This is a genomic window from Pontibacter silvestris (assembly GCF_020907275.1).
In the GTDB taxonomy this organism is placed as follows: Bacteria; Bacteroidota; Bacteroidia; order Cytophagales; family Hymenobacteraceae; genus Pontibacter; species Pontibacter silvestris.
In genome coordinates, this window is the sequence record NZ_JAJJWI010000010.1 from 89731 (window position 1) to 103397 (window position 13667).

11 protein-coding genes are annotated in these 13667 nt (G+C 42.1%); 5 read left to right on the forward strand and 6 right to left on the reverse strand.

What is annotated here, in order from left to right:
* Window positions 1-171 precede the first annotated feature (171 nt).
* Window positions 172-4809 (forward strand): PAS domain S-box protein, encoded by a 4638-nt coding sequence (locus LN995_RS11010; protein WP_229961116.1) that lies wholly within the window; start codon window positions 172-174, stop codon window positions 4807-4809.
* A 517-nt stretch (window positions 4810-5326) separates the two neighbouring features.
* On the opposite strand, the gene LN995_RS11015 is transcribed toward LN995_RS11010, so the two are convergent.
* The gene (locus LN995_RS11015; RefSeq protein ID WP_229961117.1) at window positions 5327-6220 is read right to left on the reverse strand and encodes a phosphorothioated DNA-binding restriction endonuclease; all 894 of its coding nucleotides are present in this window, start codon (window positions 6218-6220) and stop codon (window positions 5327-5329) included.
* Complete coding sequence (locus LN995_RS11020) at window positions 6220-6996, reverse strand: HNH endonuclease (protein ID WP_229961118.1); 777 nt, start codon at window positions 6994-6996, stop codon at window positions 6220-6222. The genes LN995_RS11015 and LN995_RS11020 overlap by 1 nt, the downstream gene beginning before the upstream one ends.
* Before the next feature lie 311 nt (window positions 6997-7307).
* Here LN995_RS11020 and LN995_RS21900 point away from each other — a divergent pair, with 311 nt between their 5' ends.
* The 3 genes from LN995_RS21900 to LN995_RS11030 all read left to right on the forward strand — a co-directional run bounded on the left by LN995_RS21900 (window position 7308) and on the right by LN995_RS11030 (window position 9984).
* Window positions 7308-7931, forward strand: coding sequence for an SDR family NAD(P)-dependent oxidoreductase (locus tag LN995_RS21900; protein ID WP_262910466.1), 624 nt, complete (start codon window positions 7308-7310; stop codon window positions 7929-7931).
* Between the two features lie 47 nt (window positions 7932-7978).
* Entirely contained in the window at window positions 7979-8470 is a 492-nt protein-coding gene (locus tag LN995_RS21905) for an SDR family NAD(P)-dependent oxidoreductase (protein ID WP_262910467.1), read from the forward strand.
* Between the two features lie 485 nt (window positions 8471-8955).
* The gene (locus LN995_RS11030; RefSeq protein ID WP_229961119.1) at window positions 8956-9984 is read left to right on the forward strand and encodes an alcohol dehydrogenase catalytic domain-containing protein; all 1029 of its coding nucleotides are present in this window, start codon (window positions 8956-8958) and stop codon (window positions 9982-9984) included.
* A gap of 46 nt (window positions 9985-10030) precedes the next feature.
* Here the strand turns inward: LN995_RS11030 and LN995_RS11035 are convergent, their stop codons facing one another.
* From LN995_RS11035 to LN995_RS11045, 3 genes are all read right to left on the reverse strand, one after another.
* The gene (locus tag LN995_RS11035) at window positions 10031-10477 is read right to left on the reverse strand and encodes a tellurite resistance TerB family protein (RefSeq protein WP_229961120.1); all 447 of its coding nucleotides are present in this window, start codon (window positions 10475-10477) and stop codon (window positions 10031-10033) included.
* A gap of 162 nt (window positions 10478-10639) precedes the next feature.
* A complete protein-coding gene (locus LN995_RS11040; RefSeq protein WP_229961121.1) occupies window positions 10640-10837 on the reverse strand; it encodes a hypothetical protein in 198 nt (65 codons plus the stop codon).
* A gap of 7 nt (window positions 10838-10844) precedes the next feature.
* Complete coding sequence (locus LN995_RS11045; protein WP_317206946.1) at window positions 10845-11060, reverse strand: lipase family protein; 216 nt, start codon at window positions 11058-11060, stop codon at window positions 10845-10847.
* Window positions 11061-11550: 490 nt separating this feature from the next.
* Here LN995_RS11045 and LN995_RS11050 point away from each other — a divergent pair, with 490 nt between their 5' ends.
* Entirely contained in the window at window positions 11551-11919 is a 369-nt protein-coding gene (locus LN995_RS11050; RefSeq protein ID WP_229961122.1) for a hypothetical protein, read from the forward strand.
* A 181-nt stretch (window positions 11920-12100) separates the two neighbouring features.
* Here LN995_RS11050 and LN995_RS11055 read toward each other — a convergent pair whose 3' ends face one another.
* Window positions 12101-13357, reverse strand: a complete 1257-nt coding sequence (locus tag LN995_RS11055; RefSeq protein WP_229961123.1) for an FAD-binding protein — start codon at window positions 13355-13357, stop codon at window positions 12101-12103.
* Window positions 13358-13667: the final 310 nt, after the last annotated feature.

The following is a 13667-nucleotide window of genomic DNA, read 5'->3' on the forward strand; positions in this document are numbered from 1 at the left end:
GGTTAAGTGTTAGCTGTAAATCATTAAGAAGTTACAAAAAGTCAGTCTCTCTGTTCTTATTGTAATGTTTATTTAGTGTTGTAACTCAAAATTAAAAGTAAAATTATATAACAATATAGGTTAGGTTACTTTATGAAATAGTATATTTTTGCACTACTTTAATTTGTATTTATGGAAGTAGAGCAGGAAATATATTTGCTTCGCCAGCAGTTGGAAATTGAACAAAAAAGGAGAGTAAAGGCAGAGCAACTTTTACAGGAAAGAAGAGGTGAGGACTTTAATGACGAACAAGGCTGTTTCAGTTTCCCTGGTACTGCTTTTCTGGAAAAATTGAGCTATGCCATACTTATAGCAGATGCCGGTAACAAAGTAGTTTATGTCAATAAACGTTTTGGTGAGTTGTTTCAATTGCCCGATGCATCCCAAGCGTATATAGGTGAAGATGTGTCGCTACTGGCACAGCTAGATATAGTAGCATTTGCCCCTCTGACCAGTGCCATAACACAGGCTACTGACGAAAACTTCCACCTTGAATTTGTTCATGAAAACGGGAACACCATAGTATGTGAGGCAATACCTGTTGAATATGCTCCGGAGCATTACGGAACAGCCTGGCTTTACCGCGAGATAAGTGTAAAACACCCCGACCCTGATTATAAAATAAAGTCTGATCTTACGGATGAATGTCCTAATCCGCTTATAAGGTTAAGTTATAATGGGGAGATTCTGTTTGCTAACTTGGCTGCTCAACAACAACTTCGAAAATTATCCCCAAAGAAATTGGCTGCTTTACAAAGAAAGGTTCAACGTACTGTTAGTAAACCAGAAGAAGCTATAAATCGCTACAATTTAGTTATTTATATACAAGGTGGCTATTACCATGTAGTAACCTCTCCTTTTCCTGAAGATGGCTATATTAATATCTATTTTCATGACTTAACAGAAGTTCGTAAAAGAGATCTGGCACTGGCAGAGAGTCAGAATTTCGTAAATAACATTGTCAGAACTGTTCCCAATATAATTTATATAAATGATTTTGAGGCTGGGAAAAATATATACCTTAACGAGCAGGTACTTAGTGTTTTAGGCTATACAAAAGCTGACATAGATGCTATGGGAGGTAATTTCTTTGCTTCAATTGTGTGCGAAGAAGACCTCTATAAAATGGAGATTCATGAAGAACAAATGTCTAAAGCCGGAAATGGTGAAATAGTTAAAGTAGAATATAGAGTACGGAACAAAGATGGAGAAATAAGGTGGTTGCGTTGCCGTGAGTCTGTTTACAAGCGTAATGCAGGCAACGAGGTAAAACAGGTAATAGGTTCTGCAAGGGATATTACAGAACAAAAGTTGCACCAACAGGAACTGGCTCAGCAAAAAGGATATTACGAAACTATCTTAAATAATTTACCTTCAGATATAGTTGTTTTTGACAAAGAACTCAGGATCCAGTACGCAAACTTAAAGGCATTTAAAGACAAGGAGGTAAGAGAGTGGATTATTGGAAAGACCCAGGAGGAGTACGGGGCTTTCCGGAACCTGTCGCCAGAGTTTATAGGCCGGAGAGCGCAGCACCTGGCAAAGGCGCTGCATGAAAAGCAGATGGTTGAGTTTGAGGAAACCTTGCTAAGCAGAGAAGGAGAGACACTACACTTTCTGCGTATAATTAAACCTCTTCTGGACGAGCAGGGGCAGGTTCGCTTTATGATTGCCAACGGATTGGATACAACAGAGCTGAAGAAAGTGCAACAGGAAGTTATAGCCAGCGAGGCTAAAAACCGGGCTATTCTGGCTGCCATTCCTGACTTAATGTTTATTGTCAGCCGTAATGGTGAGTTTCTGGAAATGAGTAACTCAAACCAGGTTGCTACTGTTTTACCACAGGATAAAATAGTTGGTAGTGCTTTGCAAAAAATGCTGCCTCCAGACTTAGCACATGAGCTTCTGCTGAAAATTAACCAAGCACTAAATACTGGCTCTCTTATTTCTGCTGAATACGTTATTGAAACAGCTTGTGGCCTTAGGTATAGGGAGGCCCGCATTAAAAAATATGAAGCTGAAAAAGTTCTGGTAATTGTTCGTGATATTACCGAGCAGAAAACCAGTGATAAGCAGATAAGGGAAAAGGATGAGCTTATCAGACAGGTGATGAACACCAGTTCAAACCTCGTTTTTGTTAAGAACGAGAAAGGCGAGTTTACTTTCGTTAACAAAGCTTTTGCAGTGCATTTTGGACGTGCACCCGAAGACATCATCGGTAAAACTGATCGTGATGTCCATACCCAGGAGGATGAGGTGTTTGAATTCACTGAAACGGATAAGCTGTTGCTTCAGACAATGGAGACTCAGAGTTATGAGGAGAAACTTACTAAAAGCAACGGCGAAGTTATATGGCTGCGTACCATTAAAAAGCCTCTCATCCTTGAATCTGGCGCAGCACATATTCTGGGTATGTCTTTAGATATTACTGCAGAAAAGCTGGCGAAAGAAGAGCTGGAGAAAAGAGAAGAGCTGTATCGGCTGTTATCTGAAAACTCCAAAGACCTTATCTGCCTCCATGAAGCAGACGGAACTTACGTGTATTTGTCCAGTGCCGTTAAGGAGCTATTTGGTTATTCTCAGAGTGAACTGATCGGAACTTCACCATATGATATAACACATCCGGAAGATGTGCAAAATATTCATGAGTTAAGGCGAGAGAAGGTGCTGCGTAATAAAGAAAATTTTATTACACAGCACCGTAAACGCAGGAAAGATGGTTCTTATATCTGGGTAGAGACTAACATCAGGCCTATTGTTGGTGACAAGGGGCAAGTAGTTAAACTGCAGTCTTCTACGCGGGATATTACACAAAGAAGGAGAGCTAATGAGGCGCTGCTTATCAGTGAGAAGAAGTATAAAGATCTGATAAAGTACAGCCAGGCTTATATATTAAGCCATGACATGAAAGGGAATATATTATCTGTAAACCCTTTCTCCATAAAGAACCTGGCATATACAGAACAGGAAATTATCGGTAAAGCATTGAAGGCGTTTTTACCAGTTGAGCAGAAAGCTTCTATCGATAGTTATCTTGATTATCTGCAGGAGCATGTCTCTTTTGATGGTGTTTTCTCTGTTTTAGATAAGGATCAACAAGCTCGTTTCCTGCATTTCTATTGTTATAAAGTAGAAGAAAGTGGTGCTGAGCCTTATGTTATAGCTATCGGGCATGACCTGACGGAACGCTTGCTGATGGAAGAAGAGCTTAAACAGGCAAAAGAAGCGGCAGAGGAATCGACCAGGGTTAAAGAGAATTTTCTGGCTAACATGAGCCATGAGATAAGAACTCCTTTAAATGGTATTCTGGGTATGGCAGCCCTATTAGGTAAGACTTCTCTGGACGAGATGCAGCAGAATTACCTGAAGATTATAAAAAGCTCATCTGATAACCTGCTGGTTGTTATCAACGACATCCTTGACATTGCTAAAATTGAGGCTGGTAAGCTCGATATTGAACACATTCCATTCAATATTTCAGAAACAATAACAGCCGCCTTTACTACGCTAATGTACAAGGCTGAAGAGAAAGAAATAGCTTATGTGCTGGAGCCCCTGCCGTTTGTGCATTCGACTGTTTTGGGAGACCCTTACCGTTTGCAACAGGTTCTGCTTAACCTGTTAAACAATGCTCTTAAATTTACGGATGATGGAACGGTGCGCTTGTCTGCTACTATAATTGAAGACACCCATGAAGCCGTGACAGTGGAATTTAGTGTGAGCGACACCGGTATTGGTATACCGGAAGGTAAGCAACAGGCGGTTTTTGAAGGGTTTACACAAGCCTATTCCAGCATTACAAGGAAGTATGGGGGGACTGGGTTAGGACTTAATATCTGTAAGAACCTGGTGGAGCTGCAGGGAGGAAACATTTGGGTAGACAGCCAGGAGGGGATGGGCAGCGCTTTCCGATTCGTCCTCACTTACCTTAAGAGCAATGAACTTCTAGAAAATGCTGAAAAGCCTGAAATCGATTATCAAAGCCTTGGTCATATTCGTGTGTTATTGGCAGAGGATAACGAAATTAATATTTACCTGGCAGAATCGATCCTGAGCAGCTGGGGAGTAAGTGTAGACGTTGCCTGTAACGGTAAAGAAGCTGTGGCTTTAGCCTCCAAAAATAATTATGATGTGGTGCTGATGGATGTTCAGATGCCTGAGCTTAATGGTTTGGATGCCACTCAGCAAATCCGGCAATTGCCGGATCAGCTCAAGGCCAATGTTCCTATTATTGCTCTTACAGCCAATGCTATCAAAGGTGATGCCGAGAAGTACATGGGTACGGGCATGGATGATTATGTCACAAAGCCTTTTGAAGAAGAGAAGCTTTTTATGACTATTGCCCGGCATGTGAAAAGGAAATCCGGGGCACTACAACTACAGCAAGGGAATGTTGCTTTGGTAAGCGAGGAAGACGAGCAGATGGAGCCCTTGTTCGACCTGAAAACTATTCACAAAATGTCCAGAGGGAAAGAAGCCTTTATTAAAAGGTCTAAACAACTTTTTGTAGATACTGTTCCTGCTGTTGTTTCAGATATGCAGTTAAAGTACAAGCTGCAGGACTGGCAAGGACTAAGTGAAGCAGCGCATAAGCTTAAGCCTACTATCGATCTGATGCATATTGTGAAGTTGCAGGATGTAGTCCGGCAGATAGAGAATAGTGCCAAAGCTGAAGAAAACATCTCCGAAATAGCAGCCAATATTCAACTTGTTTCTAAAGTAATTCCTATGGTGGTTAACCAGTTAAAAGCAGAGCTTAAGTTTACGTGAGTTGATGTTAATGATTTATGTGGAAGAGAGAAATGGCAGCTATAAAGAAGTATTTAGAATTAAGAAAAAGCTTTTTGGTAGCTGCCTGGCTCTATTGCAGCCTTTCAGCTACTCTCCTGTTCTTAACTTCGTAGCAAGCAAAATTTTTCTATAGTAATACTTAGTGCCGCTGTGCGTACAGCGGCTACTATAGCTGATCTTTTATGAGAAACCAAGCAATGGTATGGTAGCTATAACCTACTTTTTCTGTAGTGGAAGCACTTGTTTATCTATTGACGCTCAACCCGATCATAATTTATTATAGTCTATTAATCGTACTTATTCTTTTTCTTTTCCTGCTTGGCAGCCTGCTTTTCCTTGGTGGTTTTAGCAGGTTTCTTTTTTACCTCTTTCTTAGAATCTTGTGACTTTCCCATGGGTATAATATTTAATTTTACCTAAAGGTACGTTTTTTTCTGCTTAGAGATGACTGTATTTTAAGTTGTTATTGAAGGCCGGCTTATTAATAGCATGGATATTATAAGTCTCTATATCCTCCCTTGAAGACTTCGTTTACGTGCCAAAAGGTGAAAGCCGGGTTAGGATAAAAAGATTTCTTCTGAGGAGGTCTAATAGACTTACCATGATACTGAAGGAGCCACTCGTTAGCTCCAATGCCATTTACTTCATCAGAAACCAACATTCTTAAATCCTCATTTAATGTAAATGCGCCTAAATCGAACAATTTATGATGTGTGGCGCAGAGGGCCAGGCCGTTCACTTCCACATCAGGTCCGCCCGCCTGGTGCCACATGATATGTGCGGCCTCCAGTGCCAGAATTTTATGCTTCAGCCAAACACCGAAACCGCACACGGCACATTGGTATTCGTAGGCCTTCAGTATACTTTCTCTGAAAAGCGGATCTCGTTTTTTTACCTGTTTCTGTTGTGAATTTCCTCTGCTGATCTCGATGTTCAGGCCAACTGCATCGAGTATATCCTGGTGCAGCGTGTCAGGAAAGTTCTGCTCCAGGAGCTGTTCTGCCACACTCCGTAGCAGCTCAGGGTTTTGCTTTAGCTGCTGTGTCACTTCATCCGGAAATTTCCCCTGGAGGTCATGGTCACGAAGAAACTTCGAACTATAATCCTGCCTGGTATCCAGTAGCTCAGGTTTGTTAAACTGCCAGAGCTTATCGTTCGCCAGCTTCGTGAAAGGAAAGTTTGGGTAAAGCGTTTTGCGGTGTGGCCCAAAATCCAGGAGAAGCTCCTTCAGTTTTGGCTCTATTCTTGTGTAAGGTATAAAACCCGTGTTTCCCCTTTGTATTTCTCCCAAAGCCAATAGCATCAGCAGCGGCTTGTGAGGCGCACGAATGCCTTTGCTTTTCCAGGTGTTGATATTCTGGAAGTGGGAGAGGAGGTTATGGTTGATCATCAGGAAATAAACCTTTCGCTGTTATGATATGCTAGAAACTCTTTATCAGGTAAAAACTTAGAAGGTAAAATTATTCCTTTCTGATCATACTTTAGAAAATATTCCTGTACAATTTCTTTATCTTTTATCTGTTCTTTTAATGATGGAGAAACTTTGATTTTATAGTCTGGTGTAATAGTGAGAAGCCCAGCTTCAAAAGCTTTGTCATGTAAAGAGTTGATAGCAATTCCATTGCTTGGATTCAACCGATTGCTTTCATCTATACCCCAAGGTCTTATATGACCTGCAATCAAAAGAGACGAAATTTGTAGCCCCGTAATACAACAGGTAGAATTGTAGGCAGCAAGAACCGTGCGTCTGAAGAAGCTTTGATTAACACGAACTTTTACGAGCTGTTCTCTTACTTTTCCTTCTCTTGGAAGTTCTGTATTATTAATATTATTAATCTCTTCAACAGTGGAATGCTCAAAATGAGCTCTTAATTTCTCGCTTTCATAAGAGAGGGTGTCCCAATTATGATAAAATTCATTCCATATTTCTTTATCCAATTTGCTTGTGTTTTGTGCTCCTTTTATACCTCTTGACTGTAAACTAGGATCAAGACTAGCAAAATTTACTAATTTATAAGCAACTGAACTCGGTGTTCGATTTATGAGTTGGGCTAAATGTATAATCTCTGGATTATTTCGATGAAGTCTTCCAAAGGGAAGCTTGCAGTATAGGTTAGCTGCTAATATCAACTCTTCTCTACTCCAGAGTTTTTGGCTTTGCTTCATTATTGATTATAGAATGTAACTGATGCTTGTCTTTCGTACGTTCAAGGTATGCATTACAAAGTATAAAATAACTTGCAAATAATATCAGGTACTTTTATAAACCTTCCTGGCAGATACTCTATAGTAATCAAAAAGCTGTTGTCTATCTTTAACTATCTGCTGATTTCCCGGCCTCACAAAAAGTACTTACTCAAAAGCCTATTGTCTCAATAATTAAGTATAACTTCTTTATCCATACACCGTGAAATGTATAGCTGTGGTACATCATACTGCAGCGTTCTATTTAATCGCACACTTTTACATTTCAAACTATGACTCCTCTGAAACAGCTTAAGGCCGCGTTACGAATTCGCAACAGGAACAATGAAGCAGGTATAGGTTATAATTTAAATACCTCTCAGAGGTTGGTAATGCCATGTGGTGGCAACTCAGGTGAGCCTTTTTACCAGCACAACCGGAGCAGAACTGCTATACTTGCTGGTCGGGCACAGGTACTTGTTTTATTGTTTGTGCTGTTGAGCTTTGGATTAGGCGGTTGTGCCACCTGGGATTTAGGGAAGTCTGGTCAGCGTAAGATAGCCCGTAAAACTGTGGTGATTGTGGGTGCCTCCAGCGGGTTTGGCCGTGGTGTGGCCGAGAAAATGGGAGCTTACGGCGCCAACGTGGTAATAGCCGCGCGTAGAACAGAGCTGCTGGAGGAGGTAGCCAGTAACATAAGAGCCGCAGGCGGAACAGCACTGGTGGTGACTACGGACAATAGCAAACCGGAGGATGTGCAACGGCTGACTGATGCCGCGGTGCAGCAATACGGCACAATCGATGTGTGGATCAATATGGCGGGAGTTGGCGGCATCGGGCGTTTCTGGGAAATACCCGTGGAGGACCAGGCACGCATTGTCGACATTAACCTGAAGGGTTTTATTTACGGAAGCTAGCCGCCATTCGGCAGTTTAGGGCGCAGGGCTACGGACGGCTTATTAATATGGGCTCTATCGAAAGTGTAAATCCGTTGGCTTACTATGCCTCTTATGCCGCTACCAAGGGCGGAATTCTAAATCTGGGGCAGGCGCTAAACCAGGAGCTAAGGCTTGACGGACATAAGAACATAGAGGTGATTACTGTGGAGCCCTGGGCCGTAGACACACCTTTCTGGAGGCACGCGGCCAACTACAGTGGCGGCACCGCACGCATGGCCGCTATGGACCCGCCACGCAAAGTAGTGAATGCCGTTATTCGGGCTTCGCTTCGCCGCAAAAATGAACTGCCAGTGGGCTGGAAGGCAAAGGGAGCCTGGCTTTCCCATCGGTATTTCCCGCGCTTCACCGAATGGCTGTCTGGCAACATTATACATAAATACCAGATCGAGAACGCACCACCAGCACCACCCACTCCAGGTTCGCTTTACGAGCCCATGCAAGAAGGAAGAGGTGTAGATGACGGCGTTCGCAAGCGCATGGACGAGGGAAAGCAGTAGAAATTTGTTATTCGTTGATCGTGTGAGGGAAGTGTAGCACATTTGGATTAACCGTTATATAGAGGTAAGTTGAAAGCAGGCGTATTTTACAAGAAGGTGCTATTGCATGTGTAGCTAATTTATAATTACTAAGGCAGTAGAAGTGCACTTTGAAACTAATCTTGTGAGGAGAAATAAGGAACAGCTGCATATCTTGAGATTTTAGTTTTGAGGCTGGTGCGAGCTTGCAGCTCGTTCCTTTTCATAATTAAGAGCAGCCTACTACTTCTATATGGTTAATTTATGACAGATGATTAAGTTATCAAAGTTTGGTTAAAGCTGGTATAAAGGGGAGGTACGAGCTGCAAGCTCGCACCAGCAAACTAATCTACATGTTCCCTACCAAGATAAACCTCAGTGTATACATTGCTTTCTGTACTTGCCTGCTTTTACTTAACTTGAGTAAATCATAGAACAGATTCAAAAACAAAATTAAAGTATAGCTTATGCTTGAACGCCAGGTTTACCGCATGCCCAAAGCAGGTTCCATAAAAAATCTGCAACTACAGACAGAAGCGTTAGAACCGCCTAAAGCGGATGAAGTGTGCGTGAAGGTGAAGGCGATCGGGCTAAACTTTGCCGACGTATTTGCCATGCAGGGCCTCTACAGTGCCACTCCCTCAGGTTCGTTTATTCCTGGCCTGGAGTTTTCAGGTGAGGTAATAGCAGTGGGAGCGGACGTTGCGGAATGGAAAGTGGGCGACAGCGTGATGGGAGCCACAAAATTCGGTGGTTATGTATCACACATCAACAGCCACCATCGCTATATTATTCCGCTACCTGATGGATGGAGCTTTGAGGAAGGGGCAGGCTTCCTGGTGCAGGGGCTGACGGCTTTTTATGCTCTCACAGAACTGGGTAATCTGCAGCAGGGCATGACCGTGCTGATACACAGTGCAGCAGGCGGTGTCGGTATTCTGGCAAACCGCATCTGCAAAAAATACGGGGCGTACACCATTGGCACCGTAGGCCGCGCCAACAAAGTCGATTTTCTGCGGGAGGAAGAAGCCTATGATGCTGTCATACTTCGGGCTGACAGCTTTTATGACAAACTTAAGAACACGCTGGGTGACCGCCCGCTCCGCCTGATTATGGAATGTATAGGCGGTAAAATTCTGATGCAAGGCTGGAAAGCGATGGCCCCAATGGGGCGGATGGTCGTGTACGGTAACGCTAGTTTCAGCAGTCACGGAGATAAGCCTAACTACCCCAGGCTCCTCTGGAAATATTTTAAGCGCCCCAAAATAGATCCCCTGCGCTTGCCTACCCAGAACAAGTCGCTCATGGGTTTCAACCTTATCTACCTCTACGAGCAGACCGACATGATGCACCAGATGCTCCAGAAACTACAGGCACTCCAGCTGAAACCACAGCATATTGGGCAGGTATATAACTTTGCAGAAATGCATGAAGCGATACGCCAGTTCCAGCAAGGGAAAACGGTGGGTAAGGTGGTAGTGAGGCTTTCGGAGTAAGTATTGTTTTTACGACTATCCTAGAGGCTGTTACTTTTTACCACAATCAGCTGTTGTCTTTATTCAGAATAAGAATCACGTCAACTATTTTATTTGCCAAATCTGCATCCAAGTCCAGGGCTGAGTAGAGGTAGCCAACAAGTTCTCTTTCTCTATCTTCTAAAATACCATCAGCAAGTACCAGTTGTATGGTTTGGGCAAAGAGAGTGGCCCGGTTTTCAGGTGATATTTTATCTACTGCATAGTCAATTAAGCGCTTGCTGCCTATTTGGGTATGGGTATAAAAGACTGCCTTACTGTAGGCTAGCACATCATGTCCCTCAAACAATGCTTTGCCAGCTAATGTTTCAGCTAGCTCATCAAGCTCTTCATCGGCAACATCATCGTCAACGGCTATACAGGCATGCATAATAGCAATCCAGGCTTCCTGCTCGTTTTGGGGTGAATAGGTACTGTGGGGCGATTTTCCGGTTTTTCTGAAGATACCTTCCATGGGTTTAAACACTAATTTAAGATTGTTACTAAATAAGCCTGACTTTTGTTTTAAAGTATATGCCTTTATAGATAATTAAGAAGCCCCTGACGCTTTAGTTCTTGCTGGAAAGCAGGATTGTTAATTCTTTTGATAAGCAGAGTTTCTGTTCATACTATTATGTCATTGACCTTCCAGTAATGTTACCCTGTCCGTTTGTTTCAGATGTACTTTCAGCTTTTCTATGGATACCGGATAAATGACTTCGTCCCTGTCTTCGTGAAAGATTCTGACAGGAGTTTTAGTGCTTTCTATGAAACGGAAAGTCTCCAACTTATATTTTAGCAGAAAGGAAGGCTCAAAAAGATATAGGTTTCGCACAAGTCTCTTAGGCTGTAATTGTAATATGGAGTTTGCAGAAACTAGGTTGCCTGGGCTGGTTTTTCGCTGCCAGCATGACGGCTGAGGCTGTTCCAACGGAATGTCCTGTCACTACTGTTAGGTTTTCGGCATACTTTTGTTTTAGCACATTGTATGCTGTCTGTACATCTCCATAAAATTGCTTTTCGCTGCTGATTACCCCCTTCGCTTTTACCAAAACCACGATAGCCTAACAGAAAAATGTCATAGTAAAGATCTGTATAGGTGCTGGCTGCTTCTCCCCAGGAGTCCAGTTTTAGCATAAACGGGTACAGAAATCAAGACTTCTTCAAACTCCTGCCTAAATTTAAACAGGTAGTTTGGTGGCAATTTATGTAGAAAGGAAATGAAACGCCCCTGATGAAAGAATGCAAGGCTCATGAGTAGCAGGTAAATTAGAAACAAAATACTTCCTGTTTTAGAGATGATTTTACACAATGTCCTCCTGGTCTTATAGAAGTGTAGTATATGTATCTAATATAAGGTGACAAACGTTTTTACATAAGGAGACACGGAGGCAGATAGCAGAAGGAATAAATAATTTAACAGGCGCTTGCCATAGAGATTGGAGGATGTTATTACCACCTACTAATACTAAATAATTTAGCATTAGTAGGTGGTATGTTAACTTTTATCTTTATTTGCGTATCTAGTTAGTAAAAAAAGAGGATAATATGAAACTCAATATAAATGAAAAACCATTTCTACCGGAAGGCCGGCATATGGTAACCATAACTGAAGTAGAAGAAGGTAAAAGCGAAAGAAAGGAGATCCCTTTTATTAACTGCCGCCTTGAAAATGAAGATGGTTTTGTGAACCAGCGCTTCTACCTGAGCGAACCGGGGCAACCTATTCTGGCTTCTTTTTTAAAGGCAGTAGGTATAGAGGGAGCTGAGGTAGACTCTAAAGAACTAAAAGGAAAATCCCTTTCAGTAGAAGTGGAGGAACGTTCTTATGAAGATGCCGATGGGAAAGAGAAGACTATAAAACAAGCTACTCATTTCGAAACTGTTGGTAGTGCCAATACATCAGACAAATATTAATCTGAAAGTACAATTGCTATAAAAAAAGGAGCATCAGGCTCCTTTTTTATGTGGCAGGTTCTGGCATCTTCAATCAGGATCAAAACTAGCCAAGAGGTTAATTCAGAAGCTTCCTATTTTGACGGTTCTATTTAAGCGATCTTCGCGAACATTCCCCTGATCATTGTAATTACCTTGCTTATTAGTTGCTAAAGATGGTCGAATTAATAAAGTCGTTGCGGAATTTACCCTGCGGGTCATACTGAGCCATTAGCTTTTTAAAATCTGGCAGCCTTTCATAACGTGTTTCAAGCACTTTTGCAGGCATTGTAAATAGCTTTCCCCAATGTGGCCTAGCATTATAAGGAGACAGTTCTTTTTCTATTATTGGTAATAACTGACTCACGGCAGGCCAGTCCTGCTTCCATGTAAAGTGGATAGCTACGCAGGATTGTTTGTAGCAGGGGCTCATCCAAAGATTGTCAGCATTAATGGTGCGTATCTCAGAAGTTAAAAGGTAGGGGCTTATAAGTTTACCCAAACGTGCTACAGCAAGGATTGCGTCTACTGCATTATTACTTGATACAAAGTACTCAGATTGAAGCTCTGTGCCGCTGCTTGGTGTAAAGCCCATCTTAAAGTGCGGTAACCGTTCATGCCAGGAGCCAGGAACTCCCATTTGTTCTGTACAATTTTCAGAGGGTAATTCCGGAATGGGATGCATATTTCTTATTGCCGCTGTTGCTCCATAAAAGTCTGGCAGTACTTCAAAGTTTACTCCTTCATCAAGCCGGTTCTTTATCCATACTTCGTTTATGTAGTCACTTGCCCAATCGGTAAAAAGACTGACACTATACCCTGAAGCCATAATGTTTCTGAAGTGTTCCTGTAGTTGTGACAGGGGTAGCTTTTCATAGACATATTGCCGCATCATGAAGGTAGGCTCAATATCGAGCGTTACTTTTGTTATAATGCCAAGAGCGCCCAGACTAACAACAGCCCCATTGAAACTACCGCCATCAGTTTCTCTTGATAAGATATGTACATCACCATCGGCTGTCACAATCTCTAGGGCCGATACAGCAGTGGCAAGATTTCCATTTTTAACACCTGAGCCATGCGTAGCTGTAATAACGGAACCAGCAACAGAGATATGGGGAAGCGAGGCAAGGTTAGCTAATGCATAGCCTTTTGCGTGGAGGTAAGGAGACAGTTCCCCATATTTTATGCCACCCTCTACAGTAACTGTTTGCGTCGTAGCGTCCAGCGCCACCACCTTATTCAGCTCTTTTAGCGAAAGAAAATTATACTTGCTGTCTGCAATTCGGTTAAAGCAGTGGCGGGATCCAAGGCCTTTTACTTTGTCAAGTTTCTTTACCAGTCCCTGTACTTCCTCAAGCGATGTAGGATAATACACATTTTCAGTGCTAAACACTATATTACCAGCCCAGTTTTTCATCTTATCATCAGGCAGCTATTCAGTTAAAATACTACCTACCGGCTGCTACAGTAGAAGATATTTGTAAATATAACGCTTTTATAAAGAAAGGATTACTCTGCTAAGAGTAGTTACTTCTGTCTAACCTATTAAATGCATGCTTATATCCTCTTCTTTTGAAGGGAGATTATTCAAAGCTGTTTTGCAAAGCTTATTTATTAGCTAGTTTACCTGTGACAGCTTTTTTTTGTAAAGTAACCAAAAGCTTCAGCAGCAGTTGTTATTTTATCGTATTCCTGTAAATAATTTTGGTTTAATAGGGAAGGGAAGA